Source organism: Sphingomonas aquatilis, assembly GCF_014196115.1.
Taxonomy (GTDB): Bacteria; Pseudomonadota; Alphaproteobacteria; order Sphingomonadales; family Sphingomonadaceae; genus Sphingomonas; species Sphingomonas aquatilis.
In genome coordinates this window covers 962699-989438 of sequence record NZ_JACIDB010000001.1, presented here as the reverse complement: position 1 = coordinate 989438, position 26740 = coordinate 962699, and the positions used below count along the sequence as shown (strand labels likewise).

Genomic DNA, 26740 nt, shown 5'->3' with positions numbered 1-26740 from the left:
GTAAATGGCGGGTTAGGATTTGATGACAGTGCGGTGACACCGGCCGCGAAACGATCAGCCGAACAGGCGGCGTCCGGCGCGTTCCAGCATCATCAATTGCCACAGCGTGCGGCCGTAATCGGCGCGCCCGCTGCGATGCGCCTCGACCAGCCGCGCGACGGTCGGCATCGCCAGCCAGCCGCTGTCGGCAAGGAAGCGCGACCGGGTCAGCGCCTCCGCTTCGTCGGCCAGCGCGCCGCGGAACCAGTCGCTGATCGGCGTGACGAAGCCCATCTTGGGCCGGTAGAGGATGTCGCGCGGCAGATAGCGTTCCAGGCTGCGCTTCATCAGCCATTTGCCCGTCCCCCGGTGCAGCCGCATCGACGCGGGCAGTCGCGCACCGAATTCGACCAACCGATGGTCGAGCAGCGGCTCGCGCGCCTCCAGACCCACCGCCATGCTGGTGCGGTCGACCTTGGTCAGGATATCGCCGGGCAGCCAGATCTTCAGGTCGGCATATTGTGCACGATCAATCGCGTCGCGCGCCGGCGCCGCGCGCATCGCGGCAATGTAGCGGTCCTCCGCCCGGTGGCCCTGCAGCGCGGCGCGCACATCGGCGCCGAGCAACATGCCTCGCAGCTCTGGCGAGGTGACACCGACGGCGCGTGCGTAAGCCTCGTCGCCATCGCTGGCGAGCGCGAGTAACGTCGTCTTCGCGCGCAGCGGCCGCGGCGCCCAATCGGCCTTGGGATAATAGCGGCCCAGCGTCCCGAACGCCGCGGTGCGCCATGCGGGCGGCAACAGGCCCCGCACGCGCTCTTCGGCCGCCTGGAAACGGTAGCGGCGATAGCCGGCGAACACTTCGTCCGCGCCATCGCCCGACAGCGCCACGGTCACCCGCGCTCTCGCCAATGCCGCGACCTGATAGGTGGCTAGCGCGCTGCCATCGGCAAAGGGTTCGTCAAAATGATGCACCAGCGTGTCGATCAGCGCGAAATCGTCGGGGCGCACGACCTGCGCATGGTGATCGGTGGCAAAACGCTGTGCGACCACCGCGGCATGCGCGCGCTCGTCATGGCCGGCCTCGTCGAAGCCGATCGTACAGGTGCGCACCGCCGCCTTGCTCGCCTCCGCCATCAGCGCGACGACCGCGGAGCTGTCGACGCCACCCGACAGGAAGGCGCCGAGCGGCACGTCGGCGACCATGCGGCTGCGCACGCCCTCGCGCATATGCGCCAGCAGCTCCTCGCCGAGCGCGCGTGTCGATCCGGTCGCGCGATCGGCGAAGCTGACGTCCCACCAGCGGCGCGGCGCCGGTACGCTTTGCCCCCGCCGCACCAGCAGGCAATGGCCGGCGGGCAGCTTGCGCACGCCGGCGATCAGACAGGCGTCGTCGGGGACGTAACCAAACGCCAGATAATCCTCGATCGCGGTCGCATCGGGCACGCGGCGCAGCAGCGGATGCGCGAGCAGGCCTTTCAGTTCGGACGCGAAGGCGAGGCTGCCGTCGGACAGCTCGACATAATGGAGCGGCTTCACGCCCAGCCGGTCGCGAGCGAGGAACAGCGTCCCCGCCTCGGCATCGTGGAGCGCGAAGGCAAACATGCCGTTCAGCCGGTCGAGTAGCCCCGGCCCCCAGGCGCGCCAGCCGTGCAGCAGCACCTCGGTATCGCCATCGGTGACGAAGCGCGCGCCGCCCCGCTCCAGCTGCGCGCGCAGCTCGGCGAAATTGTAGATCTCGCCATTGTAGGTGACGCTCAGCGCGCCCGCATGCATCGGTTGCGGCGAGCCTTCCAGATCGATGATCGATAGTCGGCGATGGCCCAGCCCGACGCCCGGCGCGGTCCATATGCCTTCGCCATCTGGACCACGGTGCGCCTGTACCGCGATCATCGCGGCAATGCGGGCGGGATCGACGGGCTTAGGAGTGCCGGGGTGAAACAGCCCCGCAATGCCGCACATCAGCGCGCGCCCGTCAGGCGATCCGCCACGCCATCGATCGGGCCCAAGGCCGCGGCGAAGGCGGCGATGTCCGCGCGCGCGTCGCGGCCCGGCGTCACTTCGGCCGACAGATGGATCGCCACCGCTCGCTGCGGACCGCCGAGCAATTTTGCCGTCATCGTCTCGATCTTCACCACGCGCTCGTCCGCCGTAACCCTGTTGCCGACGACGTACCATGTCGCGACGATGCGCTCCACCGCATGGCCGTCGCTCCCCGGCGCGGTCATACGCAGCGTTGCACCGCCAGCGATCGGCGCGGCGTCGGCGATGCGGACCCAGCGGTCCTCCTCGCGGATTGGGCCGGTGCCGAACGCACCGATCTTATGCCCTTCGCCCTGGGACGCGAACACCGCGACGGCCAGGTCGACCGCGGCGCCATCGCGGGCGTAGCGGCCGAACAGGACATGGTCGGCGCCGGGGTAGTAAGGTTGCCACGCCGCGCGCTGGCTGAGCGGCACCCGGGTCCAGCCGGCGACTACCGGCAAATCGATCTGCGTCGGCAATGGCGCGGCGCGATGCGCGATGGCGGCGCTCCACACCGGCCAGACACCGGCGGTGGTGGCGGTCAGCAGCACGCCGAGCGGCAACGCGATCCGCCCCCTCCGCACGGGCGGCAGGCGCGCAGGATCGAACGCGGGTGCATCGGGCGCGCGATCGAACCAGCGCCACCCGATCGCCAGCACCGCCGCCATCACCAGCCCGAAGAACAGCCAGCCGTAGACGATATGGTCGAACCCCGTCGCCGCCTCCACGCTGGTCAGGTTCGCGGCGTAGATCGTTCCGAAGGCGCGCAGGCCGTTGGCGATCACCGGCACCACCAGCGCGGCGACCATGAAGCCGATCCGCCGCCGCCACGACACGAAACAGACGTTGGCGACGAGCACGCCGAACGCGAGCATCGCGATGACGAACTTCGCGCCCGAACACGCCTCCGCCACCTCAAAATAATAGCGGCCGGCGTGGATCAGCACGCCGTTCGACGTGGCAGGAACGCCGACCAAGTGCAGCAGCGGCATGACGATCCGCACCGTCACCGCCTGTAACGGCGGCTCGAGCGCCTCGCCGAAGGGGACGAGGAACAGCGCATAGCCCAGCGGGAACAGCAGACCGCGCGCCACCTGCGCGCCAAGCAGCGTCACCACTGCGCCTTGCAGCATCAGCACCACACCCAATTGCCGCGCGAAGCTGACCGAACCCGCATCGCCCATCAGCCAGCCGGCGCCCCCCGCCGCGACGAGCAGCAGCCCCGGCCACCAGGCCGTCGGCGTCAAGGCACCAAGCTCGCGCCGCCGCTGCCAGACCAGCCAGCCGATCACCGGCCCGATGAACAGGCAATGCCCGAAGGTCGTGCTGGTCCACCAGATCGTGACGAGCCGCACGACGTCGGCGCGGAAGATCAACAGGATGAGTGCAACAGCCAGCGCCAGCGCGATCCCATGCCGCCGCCAGCCGCTCATGCGCCCAACCCAAGCAGGGCCCCGAGCGGCGCCAGCCGCGCCGCCCAATCGTACCGCGCCAACACGCGCACCCGCGCCGCTTCGCCCAGCGCGGATGCCGCATCCGGATCGTCCAACAGCGCGCCGATCGCCCGTGCCTGCTCGGCCGCGCTCCCCGCCACCCGCAACGTGCCGGCATGGTCGATGCCCTCGGCGGCGGCGGGCGAGGCGACGACGGGCCGCGCCATCGCCATCGCCTCCAGCACCTTGTTCTGGATGCCGCGCGCCAGATGCAGCGGCGCGACGCACACGCTCGCCGCCGCCAACCAGGGGCGGACGTCGTCGACCGCACGGGTGACGATCACGTCGGGCGCGGCGAGCGCCTGCACCGCCGCGGTCGGCGCACGCCCGACGATCGCGAAGCGGACGCCGGGGTGCGTCTGCCGCAGCTGCGGCATTACCTCAGTCGCGAACCACACCACCGCCTCTACGTTCGGGCGGTAATCCATCTGGCCGGTGAAGACGAGCAACGGGCCTTGTGTCGCCGGACCGACACCGGCCGGATCGAACGCCGCCGCGTCGATGCCATTCTCCACCGCGACGATCCGTCCTGCCCCACCGCCGCTGCGGAAGAGCGCCGCCTCCGCTTCGCTGACGAACAGGCTGGCGCGGACGCTTGCCGACACCTGCCGCTCGAACGCACCGAGCAGCCGTGCCTCCCGCCGCATCATCCAGCGCATGGCCATGCTGCCGGCATCGGCGAATTGCGCGAACTTGGCGGAATCGACGTCGACGAAGTCCATCACCGCCGGCACGCCCGCGGGCAGATATTGCGCCATCTGCCCGGAAAAACAGTAGATGGCATCGACCCGTCGCGCCGCGACCGCCCGCCGCATCGCCGGGGCATTGAAGGCGGTCAGCGACACCGGCCGCCCCGTCGCCAAGGCCTCGACCGCCGCCAGCGCCTGTGGCTTGGTGCGGCGGATCAGCGTGATGCTCTCCAGGCCTTCCGCGATGGGCGCTGGCACATCGAAATCCGCATCGCCTTCCCCGAACGCGACCAGATGGACGCGCGCGCGTGCCATCAGGTGACGCAGGACGTGATAGCTGCGGATCTTGTCGCCGCGATCGGGCGGAAAGGGCGCGCGGTGCGCGAGGAACAGCAGCTCCATCAGCCCAGGCCGCGGGCGATCCACGGTCCCATCAGATTGGCGAGCGGCAGCGGCAGCCGCTTCCACGTTGCCACCATCATCGCATATTTGGGATTGAGCGGATTGACCTCGCGCGCCGGCCCGTCGCTGCGCGTCGCATAGCAGCGCGGCACGCCGGTAAAGCCCCAGTTCTTCTTGAACGCCGCCGCACCCGTACCCGTCTTCGACCGGCCGAAGTCGAACCGCGTGCAGCCGCGATCCCGCGCATGGCTCATCAGCGCGAAATACATGCGATCGTTGGCGCGCAGCCCCCGCGCCGCCGCCGTCCCGCCTCCCCAATAAGGAAAGACGGTGCCGCGGAAATACAGGCTCAGCACGCTCGCCACGGCTTTGCCCTGATGCCGCACCGTCAGCACATCGCTGTCGAGCGCCCCCGCAACGTGGCGGAACAGATTGGCCGGAAACACCGGCGTGCCCAGGTTGCGCACCGATACGGCGTAGACGCCATAATGCTCGCGCAGCAGCGCCTCGCCACCGGTGACGACCTCCAGCTCCAGCCCCAGCGCGCGGCGCACTTCAGCACGCTGCTTGCGCGGCACGGCCAGCAATTCCGCATCGTTATCCGCCGCCAGATCCCGGACAAAGCCGAGATAGGCGGTATCGTTGGTCGCCCAGCCCCGCGGCGCTGGCCCGCCCCGCAATTCGACGCCTGGGCAGCCCAGCCGCTGCGCCAGCGCCCAGGCCGCCCCCGCCAGCGCCTCCACGCCATCGCCCAATATGCCGCCGTCGACACCGAAGCCGGTCGACACCAGTGCCCGACCGAACAGCGGCGATCGCATCTCGGTCAGCGGCAGCACACCGGCGATATCGCCGTCGGGATAGCTCGCGACCAGATAGCGGGCACGCTGGCCGCAGCCGCGCTCGACCGCGCGGCTCCAGCCGGTCAGATGGAACGGCGTCGCCTCTGCCGCCGCCCGAACGAAGGCGTCGATCGCGCCGCTCTCCCGGACGTCGCCCAGGTTCGCCTCGCGCACGTCCAGCCGCGGCTCGATCGGCGCATGCATCACGCGAGCAGCGCCGCCTCGCGCGCGACGACGGTGTCGACGCGGCCCCAGTCGTGGCGGGCGATCAGTCCACGCAGCTTGCCAGCCATCGCGCCGAGCCGGCTGTAGTGCCGCACCTTCGACCGCAGCGGCGCATTCGCGACGCGCGGCTGGTCCGGGTCGACCTCCCAGGGATGGAAGTAGAAGATGCCCGCATGGCCTTCCGCATTGACCTGCCGCACCGCGAAATCGGTCAGCGCGCCGGGCAGCATGCGGAAGAAGCCGCCGCCGGTCGCGATATGCCGCCCCGCCATGCGCGCAACCGTCACCGGCAGTTCGACCAAGGGCGAATCCTTGAGCGGACGAAAGGCGTAGCGCGGCGCATCGCGCCAGCCGTAATGATCGTGCGCGACCGGCGCGACGCTGGACGAATAGGCGTAGCCCGCCTCCGCCAGCACCGGAAAGGCCCATAGGTTGCGCGGGTCGATCGAGAAACTGGGCGCGCGATAGCCGGTCACCACCTGCCCGCTTGCATCCTCCAGCGCCGCACGCGCCTTCGCCAGGTCGGCACGGAAGCTCGCGATGTCCATGGTGAAGACGCGCTGGTGGTCCCAGCCGTGGCTCGCGATTTCATGTCCCGCGTCGGCAATGCGGCGGATCAGTCGCGGATGGCGATCGGCGACCCAGCCAAGCGTGAAGAAGGTCGCCTTCACCCCGCTTTCGGCGAACAGGTCGAGCACCGCGCCGGTGTTCGCTTCAACGCGGCTCGCGATCGTGTCCCAGTCGGCGCGGTCGATCGTGCGTTCGAACGCGCCGACCTGAAACCATTCCTCGACATCGACCGACAGGCCGTTGCGGAGCGGCTCAGGCGGCATGGTCCCACGCGGCGGGCGAGCGGATGGGGACGGCATCATGGCCGTGGTGCAGGTCGGCAACGCCGGCAACCATTGCGGTCGCCGCCGCCTCACTACGGTCTGCCTCGACCCAGTCGACCAGCAGCGTCAGCACACGGCGCAGCGCCTCTTCCTGTTGCGCGATCCGCGCCTCCAGCGCCGCAATACACTCGGCATCGCTCGACGCGGGGGCCGCCGGTGCCGCTTGCGGTTCCGGTTCGGCCGCGACCGGCGTGTCTTCGGTCGTCGTTTCTTCCACCAGTGGCTCTGACGTAACGTCGTCGGACGCATCCGCGACGATCGGCGCGAACGCAGACTCTTCGACAAACTGCACCACAGGCTCCGCCACGATCGGCAGCGGATCGCGCGGCGCATCGGCGACGGGTTCGAGCCATTGCGGCGTGCGCGGCACGAAGCGGCGGATCGGCGTCACGTCTTCAATGGCCGGTTCTTCAATGGCGGTTTCCGGTTCCACCTCGACCGTCACGACCGCGGGCTCGATAGCGACCGGCTCTGCCGTGACCGCCGTCTCGGCCAAGGGTTCGGGTTCAGGGGCCGGCTGCACCACCGTCGGCGTAAAGCTCGCCGGCAGGTCCGCCTCCAGATCGCGTACCACCTGGCGCACCAGTCGACCGTCAATCAGCTCATGCCCTTCCAGCGCCGCCGCCAGCATCACGCGCGCGGCAAGCTGATTGAGCCGCCGCGGCACGCCGCCCGATCCGCGATACAGCGTCTCGAACGCGTCGTCCGCAAAGTCCGGCCGCCCCTGCCAGCCGACCACCGACAGGCGGTGCGCGACATAATCGGCAACCTCATGCGGCTCCATCGGATCGAGGTGGTGGATGGCGATGACGCGCTGGCGCAATTGCTCCAGCCGCTCCGATCCCTGCAACCGCTCGCGGAACTCGGGCTGGCCGAGCAGCAGGATCTGCAGCAGCGCATGCCCGCCCGCCTGGAAGTTGGACAGCATGCGCAGCTCTTCGAGCGAATCGACGGGCAGCGCCTGCACCTCGTCGACGATCAGTAGCGTCCGCCGGCCGGAGCGCTTCACCGCATGCAGTCCGCGTTCGATCGCGGTCAGCAGCTGCGCCTTGGTCAGGTTGGCCGGATCGACGCCGAGGCCCGTCGCGACGACGCGCAGCAGGTCGTCGGCGGCGATCGCGGTCGACACGATCGTGATGACGTTCAGCGCTGCGGGATCGAGCAGGCCGGTCAGATGCCCCACCAGCGTCGTCTTGCCCGCGCCGATATCGCCGGTCACGACGATGAACCCCTCGCCCTGCGCGATGCCATAGCCGAGATAGGCCATCGCCTTGCGATGCGTCGCCGTCTCATACCAGAAGCGCGCGTCTGGGGTGAGTTGGAAGGGGCGTCCGGTCAGCCCGAAATGATCTTCGTACATCCTGTGCGGCCCCTAGAAGGAATAGCGCGCGGCGATCAGCGCCTGCGCGGACCAGGTGGTGTCCAGATCGCCCGTGTCGAACGCATAAACGCCCGCACTGGCCGAGGTGGTGATCCGGCCGAAGCTGTGCCCATAGCTGGCGGTGCCGCCATAGGCCCAGACGCCGGCCGCCTGCGCAACGCCCGATTCGTAATAATTAACGAACAGGTTGCCGTCGATGGTCGAGACGGGCGACAGCTGGCGGTTGAGGAACAGCTGGCCATAGGCGCTCTGATCCTCGATCCCGTACAGCGTCACGCCGGGCACGTCGTCGCGGTTGAACAGCTTGCGGTTCGCATAGCCGATGCCGCCGCCATAGGTCGTCCGCCCGCGCGTGACCGATAGCACCGCATCGACGCCGCGCGCGCGATAGCTGGCGGTCTGGATCGACTGGAACACGTCGTTCAGGCAGCCGCCCGGCGTCGCCCCGCTGGTCGAAAAGACGCAGCCGTTGAACTGCTGCGTGAACGCATCGCGGGCGGAGATGAAACTGGTCGGCAGCTGTTGCAGCCCGTTGCGCAGCTGCTGGCCGAAGGTCGTGACGCTGTCATAGACGCTCACGGCCATTCCGACATGTTCGGACGCTTGATAGGTGGCAAGACCGCTGTAGCTGATCGACCCGAAGCGCTTGCCTACGCGCGCCTCCGCCGACACGCGGCGGTTGGGGCGCCAGACGACACCCGCATCGTAATAGACGCCATCGGTGCGATAGGCGATCTGGCGCGGCGCGGCGCTGTTGGTGACGAAGCGGCCATCGCCATCGACGACGGGCTGGCCCGCCACATTGGTCAGCGCCGGGCGATTGCTCGTTTCAATCCGTTCGTAGCCGACACCTGCGGTCAGCGCGACATAGGGCGATACCGGCATCAACGCGTCGCCGCGGACGCGCCAGCCCTCGTAGCGGCCATCGAGCTGGCCCGCATCCTCACGGTCCCAGCCGGCGCTGGCGGTCAGGCCGACGGGCAGGACCTGGCCCGGCCGCACGCCCGCACTGATCCCGGCGGACTGGTTGAAGGCGGTATCGTAATAATCGAAGCGCGGCTGGCCGGGGCCGACGCCGACGAAGCTGGGGCTTTCGACCTTCGTATAGCCCGCAAGATAGCTGGCGGCGACCGCCACCGGCCCGACGTTGGTCGCGTAGCTGGGGCCGGCATAGACCGAATAGATCTGGCTGATGTTATCGACATTGCCGACCAGCACGCCCGGCGCCGCACCGCGGATGTCGGCACGCGCGCGTGTCGCGATACCGCCCGCCTCCAGCGTCAGGCCGCGCGCGACCTTGGCGGAGACGCGCGCCAGACCGGTGTGGACGTCCGAATCCCCAATCCGGTCGTCCCAGGCGATCCGCCGTTCGTAGCGATAGGACAGCTGCCCGTTCACCCGCGACGTATTGGCGGCCAAATCGATCCCGGCCGCGATGGTCGAATAGGTCAGCACGTCGCCGCTGTTGAGATCGGCGTCGAGCACCTGCCCCAGTTCGATATAGGGCGTTGCGGTGACGCGCCGTCCTTGCGCCTCGGCCGATCCGGCGACCGCACAGGCGCCCAGCGCCAGCCCGAGAGAGATAGACCGCCTCACTTGCCCCCCTCCTGACCGTAATAGGTGCCGTAGCGTCGTCCGCCGGGCACGAACGACACAGCGTTGAGCACCAGCGTGATCTCGTCGCAGCCGTCGAGCCGCTGCACCGCCTCGCGCAGTTCGTTTTCGGGCGTATCGTCGGCGCGCACCACCAGCATGACCTGCCCGACCAGCATCGCCAGAACCGCCGCGGGCGAGGCGGCCAGCGCGGGCGGCGAATCGAAGATCACGATGCGGCGCGGATTGGCGTCGAGCAGGCGCGACAGCACCGTCCGCGTACGCGCGGAGGCCAGCAACTCGGTATCCGTCGCCGTCTTCGTCCCCGCAGGCAGGATCGACAGGCCGCCGATATCGGTGCGGATGACGAGATTCTCGACATCGATCCGACTGTCGGCCAGTGCGTCGAGCAACCCCGGCTGTTCGGCGAGACCCAGGCGCACCAGCACGTCGGGCTTGGCGAAATCGGCATCGACCAGCAGCACCTCGGTATCGCGCTCCATCGCCATGGAGAGCGCGAGATTGACCGCGCAGAAGGTCTTGCCGTCGCCCGGTCGCGCCGAACAGACGAGCACGGTCCGCGCCTTGTCGCCCTGATGGCCCTGCGCGATGCGTTCGCGCGTGATCAGCAACTGGCGCTTGATGAGGCGGAATTCCTCCGCCAGCGGGCCGACCGGTGCGCCGGGCACGATCATCCCCGCCTCGGCCAGCATGCCGCGATCGATGCCGGCGATGTCGCTCAGCTCGGGCGTTTCGTAAAAGGCCGGCGGCAACTCCTGCCCCACGGGCGCGCGCAACTCGGGCGGGATGGCGAGGAAGGTCGGATCGTCGATCGGCGCCGCCGCCTGCCATGCCGGCTCTTCGGCAACCGATGCCGGCTCGACGTCGGGCGCAGGCATGGCCGTGGGAACGGCGTCATCCTGCACCGGATCGCCAGCGTCCTTCACCGGCGCGCGGAACCCCGCACTGAAATCATACGCGCGCGCGGCCCGTTCGAGCAGCGAGTCGCGGCGGATGGGTTTGTGCATCATATCGTCCCCGTCACGCCGCCAGCCCGCGTTGCAGCACTTCGACGCCGAGCAGCAGCACATAGGCCGCCACCAGCCCCGCGGCACCGCCCGCGAAGATTTTCAGGCGCTTCGCCCGCTGCTCCGCCTGGACGCGCGTCACGACTTCACCGATCGCACCGATCACCGGCATGCCGGTCGCCTTTTCCAGCCGCGGTGCGGTGGCAAAGGTCGCGCGCAGCTGCCCCATCGCGAACGCTGCACCGATGCCCGCGCCCAGCCCCGCGATCAACACGCCGGTCAGCAGCAGCATGCGGTTGGGTGCGGTCGGCGCGCGCGGCACCGTCGGCGGGTCGATGACCGAGAATTTCACATTGTCCGTCCGCGTCGCCGCCTGCCCGCGCAGCGCGACCTGCTGGCGCTGGGTGAGCAGCTGGTCGTATTGATCCTTCAGCACCTGATAGTCGCGGTCGATCTGGCCCTGTTCGGCGGCGACCGCCGGGTCCTGCGACAGTTTCGCAGTCAGCTGGTCGAGATCGCCCTGCAACTGCGCCTTGCGCATCCGCAGCCCGGCAACCGCCGATTGCTTGTCGGCGAGCATCGATTGCAGCGACTGGTAGACGGGGTTGGGCGTGCCCGCCGGCCCGGCGCCCGCCGGCTCCCGCTGCGCCGCCGCCTGCGCGACGGCAAGCTGGCGCTTCAACGCGATCACGTCCGGATGCTGATCCGTATAGCCCCGCGCGCGTGCATCGGCGAGCTGACCCTGGATGGCAGCGAGCGCCGCACGCGCCGGCCCAGCGGCGATGCCGCCGGTGCCCGCAACCGTCTGCGGCGTACCCGCCATCTGCGCCTGCAACGTCGCGAGGCTCGACTGCGCGGTGGCGAGATCGCCGTCGACCTGCGCCATCTGCGCGCGCGCCGCGCCGATCCGGTCGGCGACCGTACCGGTCCCGGGCAGCGAGCCGAGGTAGCGCGTCTGGAAATCGGACCGCTTGGTGTCCGCGTCCGACAGCCGCTTCTGCAGCTGCGCCAGCTGCGCATCGAGGAAGTCGAGGCTCTGCGTCGTCTGGCTGCGATCGCGGCCCAGGTTGGTTTCGACGAAAATGTCGATCAGCTTCTGGGTGATCTGCTGCGCCAGCTTGGGGCTGGCCGCGGTGGTGGTGATCTGGAACAGATTGTCCTGCTGGCTTTCCACCTTAATCGCCTGCGCGAGGCCCGCGACGCGATCGGCGACGTCGCGGTCGCTCGACACGGTCTGCGCAAGGTCGGTGCCACGCACCACCTTTTCCAGGTTCACCGCGCTGACCAATGTCTGGCGGATCGTGTCGACGTCCTTCTGCTGCGTCTGGGGGGCGGCATCCATCGACGCAGGCAGGATCGACTGCATCTGCACGAACACGCGCGCCCGCGATTCGTAGCGGCTCGGGATCTGGCTCACCACGAACCAGCCGAGCACGCACACGCCCCAGGCGACCGCCAGCGCCAGCCAGCGCCGGGTCCAGATCGCATGGAGCGCGAGGCGCGCTTCGTCGTAGAGGCCGTTCATCCGATCAGAACATCGATTCGGGGATGATGATGACGTCGCCCGGCTGCAGGCTGACGTTGGCGCTCGAATCGCCGCGCTTCAGCAGATCGGCGATGTGCAGCTGATATTCGTGCTGTTCGCCGGTATCGCGGTCGTGCCGGATCAGCTTCGCCTTGTTGCCCGCCGCATATTGGCTGAGGCCGCCGACCGCGATCATCGCATCGAGCAGCGTCATGTTGGCGCGATAGGGAATCGACGCGGGCTTTTCGGTCGCGCCGATCACGCGCACCTGCTGGCTGTATGTGCCGGAGAAATTCTCGACGATCACCGACACGCGCGGGTCGGTGACATACTGGCTCAGCGCCTTCTTGATGTCGGCGGCAAGCTGCGCGGGCGTCTTGCCGACCGCGGGCATGTCGTTGATCAGCGGCGTGGTGATGCGGCCATCGGGGCGCACCTGGACCTTCGCGGTCAGTTCCGGCTGGCGCCAGACGAAGACGTTGAGCTGGTCGAGCGGGCCGATGACATATTCCTCGCCCGGCTGTTCCTTCGATGCGACATAGCTGGCGGGCGGCAGTTCGGGATGGCTGGCGCCGCCACCGACGCATCCGCCGAGCGCGCTGGACGCGGCGCCGATGGCGAGCAGGACACGGACGGACTTACCGGAACGCATGCAATGTCTCCTGACGCCCATGGACCGCCACGCACACGTGAGATCAAGGGCTTGAGCGATGGCTATGGCGCGAGAGAGGTGAAGATAGCGTTAGTGACGCTGCAGGGAAGGCCACCGTCGTCCCTCTCGCAACAGAACGACGGCGCGGGTATGGTGACCGGATGACACGGCTTTTCCTGCCCGCCGGCCTCATGCTGGCGCTTACGCCGGTGGCGGCGGGTGCGCAATCCGCCCCGCCGTTGACCGGCCTTCAGATCGTCGCGGTCAGTTCCGCGACGCAGTCCGAACGGATCGCCCCCGACCAGACGCACACCAACCGGCCACATACCGGGCCGATCAGCGTCGTCGTGCAGGAAACCGGCATCGGCCGGGCGCGTGTCGTCCGCATCGACGGCGCGGTCGCGGCCCCGCCCTCCACCCAGCGCCCCTTGTGCGGCAGCGCGGTGACCGCGGGCGCCTGCCGCCCCGGCGAGCCGATGACGGGCGTGGAGATCACCTACCATTTGGGCCCGTTGCGCAAGGGCGCGACGGTCGCGTTGCAGGACACGTCCGCCAACCTGCCCGCAGTAACGCTCGGCACGACGATCACGATCGACTGATCCCGTTGAGATCAACGCCGACACTGTAGCACCAATTCCTCCCCCGCCAGGGGGAGGTGGCATGCCAAAGGCATGACGGAGGGGGAGGACGCCCAAACCGATGTGGCGCTCTTCCCCGCCTCCATCACGGCTTCACTGCCCCCCGCCAAGGGCAGGAATTGGTCGCGGCACACCTGAATGCCGATTTCCGCTAACCCGCGACGATCTCCACGGCGGGAGGGTGGCCCAGAAAGCCGGAGGGGCTAGCACTGGCACCATAGGCCCCCGCCATAAAGATCGCGATCAGGTCGCCGGCATCGGCATGCGGCAGCGCGATGCGGTCGCCCAGCCGGTCGAGCGGCGTACAGAGCGGCCCCACCACCGACACCGTCTCGTCGCCCGCGCCGCCCAGGTCGCGGGCCAGCGCAAGCGGATAATTGCGCCGCACGACCGTACCGAAATTGCCCGACGCGGCGAGCTGGTGATTGAGGCCGCCATCGGTGACCAGGAACGTCTCGCCTTGGCTCTCCTTGCGATCGACGATCCGCGTCAGATAGACGCCCGCCTCCGCCACCAGCCAGCGCCCCAGCTCGATCGCAAAGCGGGCCTGGCCGAGAACGGCGGGCCGCGCCGCCAGTGCCTCGCCGAGCGCCGCGCCCACCGCCTCGACATCCAGCGGCACGTCGCCGGCGAAATAGGGCACGCCGAACCCGCCGCCCAGATTGACCAGCGGCGGCGCGGCGCCCGCCTCGTCGGCGAGTCGCGCAGCGAACGCCAGCGTCGCGGCCTGCGTCTCGGCGATCGCGCCGGCATCCAGCGCCTGACTGCCGGCATAGATGTGAAAGCCCCGCCAGTCCGCCCCGTTCGCGACGATCGCGCGGACCAGCGCCGCCGCGCGCGCCGCATCGACGCCGAAGGGCGACGGTCGCCCGCCCATCCGCATGCCCGAACCGCGCAATTCGATGTCGGGATTGACCCGCACCGCCAGCCGCGGCGCGATGCCCAGGTCTTCGCCCAGCCGCAGCGCCCGTGTCGCCTCGCCCTCCGATTCGACGTTGAGCGTCGCGCCTGCCCGGATCGCCGCGCGCAGCTCGACATCTCGCTTGCCCGGGCCGGCGAAGCTGATCGCCGACGCGGGCTTGACCGCCAAGGCCTTTTCCAGCTCGCCACCCGACGCGACGTCTAGCCCGTCGACCAGCGGCGCGACCCGGTCCAGCAGCGCGGGCAAGGGGTTGGCTTTGATCGCATAATGCAGATCCACGTCGGGGAAGGCCGCCCGGAACCGCGCCACCCGCGCCGCGACGATGCCGACGTCATAGACGAAGACGGGCGTCGCCTCCGCCCAATCGTCCGCAGGCCTCCCCGCGATCGTCAGCATGCTGCGCTGCCCGGCAAATTCGGGCGGCAGCGCCCCCATCGGCTTCATGCTCTCGTCTCCGCCCGGATCGCCGCCCGGTCCAGCTTGCCGTTCGCGTTGCGCGGCAATTCCTCGCGCCAGTCGTAGCGCGCGGGCTGCATGAAGCTCGGCAGCAGCCCGCGCAACCGCGCGCGCAAGGCGTCTTCGCTCGTCGGATCGCCCGCCAGCACCACCACGATCGCCTGACCGGAGCGAGGATCGGGTACGCCGACCGCCACCGCCTCACGCGCCTCACCACCGGCGAGCACCGCTTCCTCCACCTCCAGCGGACTGATCCGGTTGCCCGCGCTCTTGATCATCTCGTCATCGCGCCCGACGAAGCGCAGCAGCCCGTCCGCGCCCTCCAGCACCGTATCGCCCGACCAGACCGCTGTGCCGCCGCTCGCCATCCATGCGGGCGCTGGGCGAAAGCGCTGCGCGGTCCGCTCCGCATCGCGCCAATAGCCCTGTGCGACCAGCGGCCCGGCATGGACGAGTTCGCCCGGCTCGCCGACAGCGCGCGTCCCGTCCGCCTTCACCACCGCCACCTCGGCAAAGGGGATCGCCCGACCCATCGCATCGGGATTCGCATCGATCAGCGCCGGGTCGAGCCAAGTCGACCGGAACGCCTCGGTCAGGCCGTACATCGCCACCAGATCCGCTTGCGGGAAGCGCGACCGCAGGCCGCGCACTAGCCGTTCCGTCAGCGCGCCGCCCGAGTTGGTCAGCCGCCGCAGCCGCGCCGCCGTCTCCGCCGGCCAGTCCGCCTCCAGCAGTTGCACCCACAACGGTGGCACCCCGGCCAGCGTCGTCGCCTGCGTGCGCTCGACCGCCTTCACCACGTCGCGCGCGGTCAGATAATCGAGCGGCGCCACCGCCGCGCCGGCATACCAGCTCGACAGCAGCTGGTTCTGCCCATAGTCGAACGACAGCGGCAACACCCCCAACACGCGATCCGCGGGCGACAGGCGCAGATAGTGCGCGACCGACACCGCCCCGAGCCACAGGTTCGCATGGCTCAGCATCACGCCCTTCGGCCTCCCCGTCGACCCGGAGGTGTAGAGGATCGCCGCCAGCGATGCCGGATCGCGGTCCGACCGCCCCGGCCCGGCATCGGCCATCGGCACCGCGTCCGCCTCGACCAGCCGGCAATCGTCGGGTCGGTCACCGACATCCAGCGTCGCCGCGCGCGCGGCCTGCGTCACGAGCAACGCCGCGCCACTGTCCGCCAGGATATGCGCGACCTGCGCCCGGCGCAGCGCCGGGTTGACCGGCACATGCACCACGCCCGCCCGCGCCGCGGCGAGCGGCATGACACACGCCAGCGCCGTCTTGGGCAGCCATGTCGCGACCCGCGCCCCCGGCGCCAATCCGCACGCTGTCAGCCAGCCCGCTACACTCGCCACCGCCGCCTCCACCTCGGCGAAGCGCCATGTCCGCGCGCGCTCGATCAGCGCCGGGGCGTCGGGGTCTCCGCGCAAGAGATGGTCGATCGGAAACGGTGTCGGGTCTGGCGCCATATCCCCTCATAGCGTCACGTTATTGCCGAATGCAGCCCCAGCCTCTAACGCAGCCGCGCACGTCACCGATCGAAGGCCGAACGCTTTGCTTCCCGAAGGCTACACCCAGGTCGAAACCACCGTTCGCGCCGTCCTTGCCGATGTGCTGGGCCTGTCGCCCGAGCGGGTCGCGGACTTCCGGGCGACGACGCCGCTGTTCGGCGCGCTGCCGGAACTCGATTCGATGGCGGTCGCGGGCGTGCTGACCGAGATCGAGGATCGGCTGAGCATCCTGATCGAGGATGACGAGGTCGATGGCGACATGCTCGAAACCTTCGGCGCGCTCGTCGAATTTGCCGCGGGCAAGGCGCTGGTCTAGCATCGGGCGGCATGGCGCCGCGCATCGACCATTACGACTGGAGCGGCGGCCGCGAGGCGCTGCTGCGCTTCGGCCCCGATACCGGGCCGGTGGTCATCCTCGTCCTGCCCCTCTTCGAAGAAGCCAACCGCACGCGTACCTTCGCCGTTGGCCTGCTGCGCCGACTGGCCGAACGCGGGATCGCCGGCTTGCTGCCGGACGTGCCGGGACAGGGGGAAAGCCTCGTGCCGCTTGCAGGACTGTCCCTGCCGCGCATGGCGGACGCACTGACGGCTTTGAGCCATCGTTGCCTCGACAACGGCCGCCGCGTCTATGCGGTCGGCATACGCAGCGGCGCCCTGCTCGACACCCTCGCGCCGTGTAGCGGCCGGTGGCATCTCGCCCCTCAGGACAGCAACTCACTGCTACGCGACCTCCACCGGACGTGGCGGGCGGCGGGTAACGACGGCGACCGACAGGCGATGATGTACGGCGCCGACACTGTGGAGACTGCGGGCAACGTCCTGTCGCCCAACCTACTCACCTCGTTCGGCGCCGCCGCCCCCTTCGATCAACCCGGCACGCCCCGCCGCGTCGTGCGCCTGTCATCCGATCCCGCCCCCGCCGACCGTCACGTCGACGCAGCCCCACTCTGGCGCCGCGCCGAACCAGGCGACGATGCCGCGCTCGCCGAGTTGCTCGCCGACGACATCGCCGCCTGGATCGCCGCATGCGAAGCCTGATCACCTTCCCCTGCGCGGGCGACACGCTGATCGGTACGCTCGACGCAGCACCCGGCACGACCGGTGTGCTGATCGTGTCCGGCGGCAACGAAATACGATGCGGTGCGCACCGCGGCATGGCGCTCCTCGCACAGTCGGTGGCAGCGGCGGGCCATCCGGTGTTCCGCTACGACCGCCGCGGCATCGGCGACTCGACCGGCGAAAACCGCGGTTTCCTGTCCGCCCGAGACGATCTGATCGCCGCAGCCGCCGCTTTTCGCGCCAACACCCCACAGCTCGACCGCATCGTCGGCTTCGGCAATTGCGACGCGGCGAGCACGCTCGCGCTGTTCGGCCGCGACGCCGGCATCGATCGCTTGCTGCTCGCCAATCCCTGGACGATCGAGCAGACCGACGCCCTGCCCCCCGCCGCCGCGATCCGCGCGACCTACCGCCAGCGCCTCACCGACCCCGCGGCATGGCGTCGCCTGCTCACCGGCCACATCGACCTCGCCAAGGCGATGAAGGGCCTGCGCAAGGCCGCCACCCCAGCGCCGCAAGCGCTCGCCGCCCGCGTCGTCGCTGCAATCACCGACTGGGGCGACGCCGCTACCATACTACTCGCTAGCGGCGACGCCACCGCGCAAGCCTATGCCGCCGCCGCGCGCCACCTGCCCACGAAGCGCATCGATACCGCCTCGCACAGCTTCGCCCGGGCGGAAGACCAGCGCACACTACGCAACGCCGTCCTCTCCGCCCTCACTAAACTCTGAGCATAACGCGGACCACTCGACGTCATCTCAGCGCAGGCTGGGACTTCTCGGTTAGATCGCACTTCAAGAGCCGCAAAAGACCCCAGCCTGCGCTGGGGAGACGTTTCGGGGCGGAAGCAGCAGCGAACCGCTTACTCCGCCGCCTCAGCCATTTCAGCGAACTCTGCCGCCGCCAGGAACCGCTCGGCATCCAGCGCCGCCATGCAACCGGTGCCCGCCGCCGTCACGGCCTGCCGGTACACTTTGTCCGCCACGTCGCCGCACGCGAACACGCCCGGCACGCTGGTGCGCGTCGAGCCGGTCTCCACCGCGATATAGCCATCGTCGTCGAGCGCCAGATGGCCGCGGAACAGCTCGGTCGCAGGATGATGGCCGATCGCGACGAAGCCGCCCTGCACGTCGAGCCGCGAATGCTCGCCGGTCTGCGTATCCTCGAGCTCCAGCGCCACGAGACCCGCGGTGCCGCCGCCGTCGACGAATTCACGGACTTCCTTGTTCCACAGCACCGTGATGTTGGGATGCGCGTGCAGCCGCTCCTGCAGGATGCGCTCGGCGCGCAACGTGTCGCGGCGGTGGATCAGCGTCACGTCATCACTGTGGTTGGTGAGGTAGAGCGCCTCTTCGACCGCAGTGTTGCCGCCGCCGATCACCGCGACCTTCTTGCCACGATAGAAGAAGCCGTCGCAGGTCGCACAGGCGCTGACGCCCTTGCCCTTCATCGGCTCCTCGCTCTCGATGCCCAGCCACTTGGCCTGCGCGCCGGTGGCGATCACCAGCACCTCGCCCTCATACACATCGCCGCCGTCGCCGATCAGGCGGAACGGGCGCTTGGACAGGTCGACCTCGACGATCGTGTCCCACATCAGCCGCGTGCCGACATGTTCCGCCTGCTTCTGCATCTGCTCCATCAGCCAGGGCCCCTGGATGACGTCGGCAAAGCCCGGATAATTCTCGACATCGGTCGTCGTGGTCAGCTGACCCCCGGGCTGGATGCCCTGCACGACGATCGGCTGCATCCCCGCCCGCGCGCCATAAATCGCGGCGGACAGTCCCGCAGGCCCCGAACCGAGGATCAGCATGCGGGTGGTATGAGTGGTCATGGAAAAGTGCCTGTCGGATGAAAGAGTCGTGGACCGATCTAGGCGATCGGCCCACGATTTTGAACCATCCGATAGGCAAAGGCGCGCTATTAGAAGCGCGCGGTCGCCCCCACGACGATCTGCCGACCGAGCAGGTCGTAGCGGAACAGCGTATTGCTACGCAGCAGGCCCAACACGTTGCGCGAGTCGGGAAGCAGCGGCGGGTCGCGGTCGAACAGGTTGTTCACCGACACCCGCAACGCAAAGCGCTTGGCGATGTCGAAGCTGGTGGACAGATCAATGTAATCGTACGTCGGCACGCCCGTGTAGAACCGGCGGAACTGCGCCGTGTTCGCCGGAATGCCCGTGTCGGCCGGCGCATTGTAGCTGATCGTCATGCCCGAGATGTGCCGCCAGTTGAGCGACACGCTCGCCACCTTGTCGGCGCTGGTCCAGGTGGTGCGCAGGCCGTGCGACCAGCGCGGCATGCTCTCACCGCAGCCCGGCCCGTAATAGCCGACGCAATTGCGCGGCGTGGCATCGGGCGTATCCTGGCTGCCGACACGGGTCGTCAACGTTCCGTTGAAGGACGTATCGAGCGACCCCGCCCCCGCCAGGCCCAGCGTATACTGCCCCTGGAAGTCCCAGCCATGCGACTGGGACTTGTAGCTGTTGCTCGTCCCCCGCGCATAATAGCCGGTCGTCGGATTGCCGCCAGGCGCGCTGTTCAGCGTGTAGGTGCCGGGGTTTCGCACGATACCGCGGCAGTAATATTGCAGCCCCGTGGTCAGACACCCGTTGAGGAAGTCGTTGACCTGGAAGAAGTTGATCGAGTCATTCAAGTTGATGATGAAGCGATCCGCCGACACCGTCAGCCCGCGGACGAAGCGCGGGCGCAGGATCACGCCGAACGTCTTGGTATAGGCGGTTTCGGGCTTCAGATTGAACCCACCGTTGCGCACGGTGCAGCCGGTGTTCAGCGCCGAACAGTCCAGCGTCGCGCTGCCGTACAGATTGTCGGGCAGGCCGGTGCGACGGCATTGCTCGATCGACGCCGTCGGTGCGACCCGCACGTTGGGGTTCGACGAATTGGGATCGCGGGTCGATGCGCACGGATCGTTCGGACCCGACGTCGTATAGTTGACGTTGCTCGCCTGATCCGCCTCGATCACCGTCGGCGCGCGCTGCGCCTTGTTGAACGACGTGCGGAAGCCGATGTCGGCGATCGGCGCCCAGATACCTTCGACCTTCCACGTGTTGAAGGTGCCGTTCAGGCGGTTGTACTTCGACACGCGGTAGCCGCCGTTGACCTGCAACAGGTCGGTGTACGGCTTGTGCTCGATCAGCGGCGCCTGCACCTCGACGTTCGATTCGACGACGTTCTGGGTGAAACGTGCATCGGTGCCGCCGTTGCTGGCGCGGAACTGGGCATCGGCGCTGCTCTTGTACAGCTCGGCGCGGAATTCGCTGGCGAAAGCGACCGCGACGCCCTGCTCGGCGAGCGGCGAGGTGATGCCGTACTTGCCAAGGTCACCGTTCAGGACCGCAAGCGCCTGCCACATCAGCGACGTGCTGTTCTGCGACCCGTCGGTGCTGGTGAACAGATAGTTGTTGAGGGCCAGGTTGCTATTACCGGGGATGAAGGCGTTGAACGGCACGCAGGCGCGGTCGGCACCGCTGACCACCGACGCACAGGTCGGCGTGCCGTTGACGTTCACCACGTTGAGCGACCGGTTGACGCGATCGTAATCGGGCTGCGACGGGTAAATCGTCTTGGCGCGCATCATCGAATAGACGCCCGCGATGTCATACCGCCAGGCATCGTCGAGCACCTTGCCGCGCAGGCCGCCCGCAACGCGCACGCCGCGGTTCTCGAACCCCGTCTCGACCAGCGGCAGCGCATCGAAGCGATAGCGGACGTCGAGCGGCACCAAACCGGTCGTCCGCGTACCGCACAGCGTCGTGCGCTGCGACGTCGACAGGAACGGATTGTCGCAGTTGGTCTGATACGCCGGCGCACCATAGGCGCTGTAGGAATAGACGCGGTTGGGCAGCGTATTGAACGACCGGTCGCGATAGAACATCGCGGTCGAGTACAATTCAATGTCGCTCGAAATCTTGGCGTTCAGGAAGGCGCCGGTGTTCAGGCGATTGAACGGCCGCTGGAATGCCAGTTCGTCGTACGGGTTGGTCGAGGTGCCCGGACCGGAGTTATACGGCACGAACCGGCCCAACCCGCTGGGATCGTTGACCAGCGTGCTGCCCACACCGATCCCGCCCGGGACGATCGTGCCCGCCTGCGTATAGGTACTCCGCGTGCAGTTGAGCACACCGGTCGCGATCGTCTGCGTGACTTCGCACGCCGACAGCGACCGGTCGCCCAAATTTACCTGCTCCGACTGGCGATAGTTGAGGTAGCCCGACAGGCTGACCGCCCCGTCCAGGAAGGTCTTGCCCGCGGTGAGCGTCACGTTCGCCCGACCGCCGTCGTTGGTCCAACCCTGCTTGGCCGGGAAGAAGGCCCGGCCGGCCGCTTCGGTCACCGGATTGGCGCGATTGTCGTGGTTGAAGAAGCTGTAGTTGCCGGTCAGCGCAATGCCGTTGAAGTCCTTCTTCAACACGAAGTTGACGACGCCTGCGACCGCGTCCGATCCATAGACCGACGACGCACCGCCCGACAAAACGTCGATCCGCTCGACCAGCTCATTGGGGATCAGGCTGACGTCCATGCCGTTCTGGATGCCGAGCCGCAGCCCGTCGACCAGCGTCAGCGTACGTTCGAAACCCAGGCTGCGCAGCTTGATACGCTGGCGGCCGTCGGAATCGGCGTAATTCTGTTCGGCATTGGCCTGCACCTGCGGCAAGCGGTTCATCACCTCTTCGATCGTCGTCGCGCCCTGAGCAGCGATGTCGGCGACCGTGACGGTGGTGATCGGTGCCGCGGAGCGGTTGTTCGGCCGCGCGATGCGCGTGCCCGTGACGATGATGTCCTGCGATTTGTCTGCGTTGACCGAATCGTCGCGTGCCCGGTCGGCGGCCAGCTTCGCAGAAGCGACCGGATCGCCGATCTGGGTCGCAGCGTCCTGATCGGTCGTGACCTGGGCGTGCGCCGGCATGGCGAGCAACGCCGCCAGACAACAGGTGGAGGCGAGTATCCCCTTGTACATCATCATCTTCTTTCCCCTTCGTGATCCGGGGATGATTGCATTTCGCCGCGACCGATCAGCGCGAATGTCCGTGTGTCATCGCCACGGGTCACCCGGTTACGGCCAACAATAAAGGACAGCATAGCGCCCCTTATTTGCTTGCGGTTTGTTTGAAACCACCCCTCAGAACCATCGTGGTTCTCATTCCTTTCAGATCAATACAATACCAATTTGCGCGGAGCTGCTTCAAATTGTGGGGTTTGGCCATGCGCCGGCCGGCAGGCGTGTGATAAGATATCGGATGGCGTGTACATAAGCCGTGGCATGCGGCATGCATCCAACCGCCGGGCGGGACGTTGGCGTCCGGACGAGCGGAGGGACTGCGACGTGAGCGACGACCAGACGATCAGCACCGAACCTTACACCGGTCCCGCCGGTGGCTGGGGATCGATGAAGTCGGTTGCGGAGATCAACCTTCGCGAGAAGGTGCGGCCGGAAACCGCGCGCGAGCTGACGCGGCTAAACAAGCCCGGGGGCGTCATGTGTGTCTCGTGCGCTTGGGGGAAGCCGGCGCATCCGCATATCGCCGAATTCTGCGAAAACGGCGCGAAGGCCACCGCGTGGGAGCTGACCACCTATCGCACCACGCCCGAATTCTTCACGAAGCATACCGTCAGCGACTTGCGCGGATGGAAGGATTACGACCTCGAACAGGCCGGGCGCCTGACGCATCCGATGAAATATGATGCCGCCACCGATCGCTATGTCGCGGTCAGCTGGGCGGAGGCGTTTGCCGATATCGGCACGCATCTGAAGCGCTACGATCCCAAGAAGGTGATCTTCTACGCATCCGGCCGCGCGAGTCTGGAAACGAGCTACATGTGGGCGTTGATGGCGCGCCTGTACGGCAGCCAGAACCTGCCCGATTCGTCCAACATGTGTCACGAGACGACGTCGGTCGGCCTCAAGTCTGCAATTGGTTCGCCCGTCGGCACGATCCATTTGTCGGATTACGACCAGTGTGACGCTATTTTCTATTTCGGCCAGAATCCGGGGGTGAACTCACCCCGCTTTCTCCACCCCTTGCGCAGTTGCGCCAAGCGGGGCGTCGAGATCGTGGTGTTCAACCCGCTGAAGGAACGCGGCCTCGAACGCTTTACCGATCCGCAGAACCCGATCGAGATGGCGACGCGCAAGTCGACACCGATCGCCACGCAATATCACCAGGTGAAGGCCGGCGGCGACATCGCCGCTTTGGTCGGCATCTGCAAATACGTCATCGAAGCGGACGACCAGTGCCAGCGGATCAACGCCCCCGCGATCCTCGACCATGCCTTCATCGCCGAACATACGACGGGGTTCGAGGCGTTCGCCGACATGGTCCGCGCGACCGACTGGGCAACGCTGGAGCATGAAAGCGGCATAACCCGTCAGGACATGGAGGCTGCCGGGGCCGTCTACGCCAAATCGAAGCGGGTCATCTGCGTCTACGGCATGGGCCTGACCCAGCACGTTCACGGCATCGACAACCTCCACACGCTGGTGAACCTGATGCTGCTGCGCGGCAACGTCGGCAAGCCCGGCGCCGGCTTCGGCCCAGTCCGCGGCCACAGCAACGTGCAGGGCCAGCGCACCGTCGGCATCACCGAAAAGCCCGAGCTCGCCCCGCTCGACCGGCTGCAGCAGCTGTATGACTTCGAACCCCCGCGCGACAAGGGCTGGGATACGGTCGAAGCGTGCGAGCATATCATCGACGGCAGCGCGCAGGCGTTCCTGGGCCTGGGCGGCAACCTCGCCCGCGCGGTGCCCGATACCGCACGGATCGAGCCGGCATGGCAGACGCTCGACCTCACCGTCAGCATCGCGACCAAGCTTAATCGCACGCATCTGTTGCCCGGCAAGACCTGCTACCTTCTCCCCTGCCTGGGCCGGATCGAGACCGACGAACAGGCAACCGGCCCGCAGGCGGTGACGATGGAGGACAGTTTTAGCCGCATCTATGGCAGCCGCGGCCGCGCGACGCCGGCGGCGGAGACGCTGCTCAGCGAACCCGCGATCCTCGCCGGCATCGCCAAGGCGACGCTCGATCCCAACCCGAAGGTGGATTGGGACGCCTGGGTCGGCGATTACGGCCTCGTGCGCGATGCGATCGAGGCGACCTATCCGGACAAGTTCGCCCGCTTCAACGAGCGGATGTGGATCCCCGGCGGCTTCTGGAAGGGTGTGCCCGCCGCCCACCGCCAATGGCTCACCGACAGCGGCCGCGCCGAATTCAACGTACCGAGCGCGTTGAACGCCACAGGTTTCAAGGACGCCCCCGGCCGCTTCCGCCTGATGACGCTGCGCTCGAACGACCAATTCAACACGACCGTCTATGGCTATCACGACCGGTTCCGCGGCATCAAAGGCACGCGCGACGTCGTGCTGATGAACCGCGCCGACATGGCGGAGCTGGGCCTGGCCGAGCACGACAAGGTCGATCTGGTCGGCGACGAGGGCACGAACGGCGACAAGCGCGTCGATGGTCTGCTGGTCGTGCCCTATGACATTCCGCGCGGCTGCCTGGGTGGCTATTACCCCGAATGCAACATCCTGATGCCGGTCACACACAAGGCCGAACAAAGCCATGTTCCGGCGGGGAAATCCGTGCCGGTGCGAGTGGAGAAGGCGGCCTGATCCTCGCTGCGATCCTCGCCGGCGGCCAATCGAGCCGCTTCGGCAGCGACAAGGCCGCCGCCTTGTGGGACGGCCGGCCGCTACTGTCGCACGTCCGCGACGCCTGCGCACGCTGGACCGATGCGGTGGTCGTCGTGGGGCGTGAGGGTGGGATCGCGGATCGCCCGGCCCCCGGCCTCGGGCCGCTCGGCGGCATCGCGGGCGCGTTGCACTATGCAGCGTCGCAGGGCTTCGACAGCGTCTTGACGGTGCCCTGCGACACGCCGTCCCTGCCCGAGGCGCTCGTCGCCGCGCTGCTGCGCCGCGCGCCCAGTTATTGCAGCGACGCGCCGGTCATCGGCCACTGGCCCGCCGACCTCGCCGACGCGCTCGTCGACCATATCGCGCATGACGCGCGACGCGCGGTGCGCGGCTGGGCGCAGCAGATCGGCGCGCTGCCGATCGCCACCCCGGAACGGATCGCCAACGTCAACACGCCCGAGGATCTTGCCGCGCTGTGAGCGTATCGCGGCCCGAGCCAATCCGGGTGCTCCACGCCGATCGCCGGGCGACGACGGGTCTGCGCGACGTCGCGGTCGAGGCCCCCGTCGCGATCGAGGTCGATGGGCTGGGCTATGCGGTGATGATGATGACGCCGCGCGACCTCGACGTCTTCGCGCTCGGCTTCATGCTGACCGAACGCCTCGCCGACACCGCGGCCGACGTGGAGGATATCGACGTGTTCGCGGCCGAGGCGGGATGGATCGTCCGCGTTGCGCTCGCCGCGCACTGCCGCCCCCGCATCCACGACCGCGTCCGCCATCGCAGCAGCGATACCGGATGCGGCCTGTGCGGGATCGCCAGCCTGGAACAGCTTGCCCGACCCGTGCGCCAGCGGCCTCCCTGCCCTGTCGTCGAGCCGGCCGCGATCTTTGCCGCGCTGGCGGCGATTCGCGCGCACCAGCGCCTCAACGCCGCGACAGGCGCCGTCCATGCCGCCGCCGCCTGCACCGCCGATGGCGCGATCGCGGCGATCTTTGAGGATGTCGGCCGCCACAATGCGCTCGACAAGCTGATCGGCGCGCAGGCACACGCGAGCGCAGGCTCAGCCTTCACGCTCGTCACGTCGCGCATCAGCTTCGAAATGGCGGACAAGGCGCTGGTCGCCGCAGCGCCGCTGCTGGTCGGCATCTCCGCCCCCACCAGCTTAGCGCTGGACCACGCCCGCGCACACGGCCTGACGCTGATCGCACTCGCGCGGTCCGACGCGATGCTGGTGATGAACGATCCGTTCGGGGCGTTCGCCTAGGCGCGCCAATCCCAGACGTGATCGGACCAATAGCGCACGCTGGCGACCCAGCCGGCGATGCCGCCCGTCACCATGTGGCGATACGCCCCGTCGAGCCATACGCTGTCGGACAGGACCAGCACCATCAGAACCGCCGCCCACAACACGCCGCGATGCATCGGCTGCGGCTTGCGGACCAGCTTCACCTCGGTCGCCCGGCGCTCCGCAAGACGACGCTCGGGCCCCGCATGGGGCTGCTTGGCGACCCGCCGATCGGCGGTCCGACGTTCATTGGAAAAGTGATAGGGCATCGACGCGACCCGAACCAACCGGCCTATGCCATCGCACGGCAATGGTGAACAAAGCGTTCCGTCTGTCGATGGTGTCACACGCGCGGCGCTACCGATGTGGTAGCGGAGGAGGGACTTGAACCCCCGACCCCAGGATTATGATTCCCGTGCTCTAACCAGCTGAGCTACTCCGCCCCGCCGTGTGGAGGGGCGCCTATAGGAGCGGGATGCA

Annotated in this window: 22 protein-coding genes and 1 tRNA gene; 7 read left to right on the top strand and 16 right to left on the bottom strand. The window is 68.2% G+C overall.

Annotated features, from left to right (window positions below; genetic code table 11):
- Window positions 1-54: 54 nt before the first annotated feature.
- From GGR47_RS04490 to GGR47_RS04445, 10 genes are read right to left on the bottom strand one after another with little or no spacing between them, the layout of a single operon-like run.
- Complete coding sequence (locus GGR47_RS04490; protein WP_147034982.1) at window positions 55-1941, bottom strand: XrtA/PEP-CTERM system amidotransferase; 1887 nt, start codon at window positions 1939-1941, stop codon at window positions 55-57.
- Complete coding sequence (xrtA, locus tag GGR47_RS04485; protein WP_147034981.1) at window positions 1941-3437, bottom strand: exosortase A; 1497 nt, start codon at window positions 3435-3437, stop codon at window positions 1941-1943. The genes GGR47_RS04490 and xrtA overlap by 1 nt, the downstream gene beginning before the upstream one ends.
- The gene (locus GGR47_RS04480) at window positions 3434-4588 is read right to left on the bottom strand and encodes a TIGR03087 family PEP-CTERM/XrtA system glycosyltransferase (protein WP_147034980.1); all 1155 of its coding nucleotides are present in this window, start codon (window positions 4586-4588) and stop codon (window positions 3434-3436) included. The genes xrtA and GGR47_RS04480 overlap by 4 nt, the downstream gene beginning before the upstream one ends.
- Complete coding sequence (locus tag GGR47_RS04475) at window positions 4588-5631, bottom strand: FemAB family XrtA/PEP-CTERM system-associated protein (RefSeq protein ID WP_147034993.1); 1044 nt, start codon at window positions 5629-5631, stop codon at window positions 4588-4590. Before GGR47_RS04475 ends, GGR47_RS04480 begins: the two co-directional genes overlap by 1 nt.
- Window positions 5631-6485: an XrtA system polysaccharide deacetylase gene (locus GGR47_RS04470; protein ID WP_147034979.1), complete on the bottom strand. Its 855-nt coding sequence runs from the start codon at window positions 6483-6485 to the stop codon at window positions 5631-5633. Before GGR47_RS04470 ends, GGR47_RS04475 begins: the two co-directional genes overlap by 1 nt.
- Complete coding sequence (locus tag GGR47_RS04465; RefSeq protein WP_147034978.1) at window positions 6475-7905, bottom strand: ExeA family protein; 1431 nt, start codon at window positions 7903-7905, stop codon at window positions 6475-6477. Before GGR47_RS04465 ends, GGR47_RS04470 begins: the two co-directional genes overlap by 11 nt.
- 12 nt (window positions 7906-7917) lie before the next feature.
- The gene (locus GGR47_RS04460) at window positions 7918-9522 is read right to left on the bottom strand and encodes a hypothetical protein (RefSeq protein WP_147034977.1); all 1605 of its coding nucleotides are present in this window, start codon (window positions 9520-9522) and stop codon (window positions 7918-7920) included.
- Window positions 9519-10550 (bottom strand): AAA family ATPase, encoded by a 1032-nt coding sequence (locus GGR47_RS04455; RefSeq protein ID WP_147034976.1) that lies wholly within the window; start codon window positions 10548-10550, stop codon window positions 9519-9521. Before GGR47_RS04455 ends, GGR47_RS04460 begins: the two co-directional genes overlap by 4 nt.
- 10 nt (window positions 10551-10560) lie before the next feature.
- Window positions 10561-12072 carry an XrtA system polysaccharide chain length determinant gene (locus tag GGR47_RS04450; protein ID WP_147034975.1) on the bottom strand — a complete coding sequence of 504 codons (1512 nt, stop codon included), beginning with the start codon at window positions 12070-12072 and terminating at the stop codon, window positions 10561-10563.
- Between the two features lie 4 nt (window positions 12073-12076).
- Complete coding sequence (locus tag GGR47_RS04445) at window positions 12077-12724, bottom strand: XrtA/PEP-CTERM system exopolysaccharide export protein (protein ID WP_017978189.1); 648 nt, start codon at window positions 12722-12724, stop codon at window positions 12077-12079.
- Between the two features lie 161 nt (window positions 12725-12885).
- On the opposite strand from GGR47_RS04445, the gene GGR47_RS04440 reads away from it, so the two are divergent.
- Entirely contained in the window at window positions 12886-13323 is a 438-nt protein-coding gene (locus GGR47_RS04440; RefSeq protein ID WP_147034974.1) for a DUF4879 domain-containing protein, read from the top strand.
- Between the two features lie 190 nt (window positions 13324-13513).
- Here the strand turns inward: GGR47_RS04440 and GGR47_RS04435 are convergent, their stop codons facing one another.
- Window positions 13514-14728 carry a pyridoxal-dependent decarboxylase, exosortase A system-associated gene (locus tag GGR47_RS04435; protein ID WP_147034973.1) on the bottom strand — a complete coding sequence of 405 codons (1215 nt, stop codon included), beginning with the start codon at window positions 14726-14728 and terminating at the stop codon, window positions 13514-13516.
- Complete coding sequence (locus tag GGR47_RS04430; RefSeq protein ID WP_147034972.1) at window positions 14725-16218, bottom strand: acyl-CoA ligase (AMP-forming), exosortase A system-associated; 1494 nt, start codon at window positions 16216-16218, stop codon at window positions 14725-14727. The genes GGR47_RS04435 and GGR47_RS04430 overlap by 4 nt, the downstream gene beginning before the upstream one ends.
- 85 nt (window positions 16219-16303) lie before the next feature.
- Here GGR47_RS04430 and GGR47_RS04425 point away from each other — a divergent pair, with 85 nt between their 5' ends.
- From GGR47_RS04425 to GGR47_RS04415, 3 genes are read left to right on the top strand one after another with little or no spacing between them, the layout of a single operon-like run.
- Window positions 16304-16576 (top strand): acyl carrier protein, encoded by a 273-nt coding sequence (locus GGR47_RS04425; RefSeq protein WP_147034971.1) that lies wholly within the window; start codon window positions 16304-16306, stop codon window positions 16574-16576.
- A gap of 11 nt (window positions 16577-16587) precedes the next feature.
- A complete protein-coding gene (locus tag GGR47_RS04420; RefSeq protein WP_147034970.1) occupies window positions 16588-17298 on the top strand; it encodes an alpha/beta fold hydrolase in 711 nt (236 codons plus the stop codon).
- Entirely contained in the window at window positions 17286-18050 is a 765-nt protein-coding gene (locus GGR47_RS04415; protein ID WP_147034969.1) for a hydrolase 1, exosortase A system-associated, read from the top strand. The genes GGR47_RS04420 and GGR47_RS04415 overlap by 13 nt, the downstream gene beginning before the upstream one ends.
- A 131-nt stretch (window positions 18051-18181) precedes the next feature.
- On the opposite strand, the gene trxB is transcribed toward GGR47_RS04415, so the two are convergent.
- Both trxB and GGR47_RS04405 read right to left on the bottom strand, forming a co-directional pair.
- Entirely contained in the window at window positions 18182-19150 is a 969-nt protein-coding gene (trxB, locus tag GGR47_RS04410; RefSeq protein ID WP_147034968.1) for a thioredoxin-disulfide reductase, read from the bottom strand.
- Between the two features lie 89 nt (window positions 19151-19239).
- A complete protein-coding gene (locus GGR47_RS04405) occupies window positions 19240-22302 on the bottom strand; it encodes a TonB-dependent receptor domain-containing protein (protein WP_244304940.1) in 3063 nt (1020 codons plus the stop codon).
- Window positions 22303-22662: 360 nt separating this feature from the next.
- Here GGR47_RS04405 and GGR47_RS04400 point away from each other — a divergent pair, with 360 nt between their 5' ends.
- From GGR47_RS04400 to fdhD, 3 genes are read left to right on the top strand one after another with little or no spacing between them, the layout of a single operon-like run.
- Window positions 22663-24951: an FdhF/YdeP family oxidoreductase gene (locus GGR47_RS04400; protein WP_147034967.1), complete on the top strand. Its 2289-nt coding sequence runs from the start codon at window positions 22663-22665 to the stop codon at window positions 24949-24951.
- Window positions 24858-25451 carry a molybdenum cofactor guanylyltransferase gene (gene mobA, locus GGR47_RS04395; protein WP_244304939.1) on the top strand — a complete coding sequence of 198 codons (594 nt, stop codon included), beginning with the start codon at window positions 24858-24860 and terminating at the stop codon, window positions 25449-25451. Before GGR47_RS04400 ends, mobA begins: the two co-directional genes overlap by 94 nt.
- Window positions 25448-26239 (top strand): formate dehydrogenase accessory sulfurtransferase FdhD, encoded by a 792-nt coding sequence (fdhD, locus tag GGR47_RS04390; protein ID WP_147034966.1) that lies wholly within the window; start codon window positions 25448-25450, stop codon window positions 26237-26239. Before mobA ends, fdhD begins: the two co-directional genes overlap by 4 nt.
- Here fdhD and GGR47_RS04385 read toward each other — a convergent pair.
- Both GGR47_RS04385 and GGR47_RS04380 read right to left on the bottom strand, forming a co-directional pair.
- A complete protein-coding gene (locus GGR47_RS04385) occupies window positions 26236-26529 on the bottom strand; it encodes a hypothetical protein (RefSeq protein ID WP_147034965.1) in 294 nt (97 codons plus the stop codon). The two genes, fdhD and GGR47_RS04385, sit on opposite strands and share 4 nt — an antisense overlap.
- Before the next feature lie 97 nt (window positions 26530-26626).
- Window positions 26627-26703, bottom strand: a tRNA-Met gene (locus tag GGR47_RS04380).
- Between the last annotated feature and the right edge of the window lie 37 nt (window positions 26704-26740).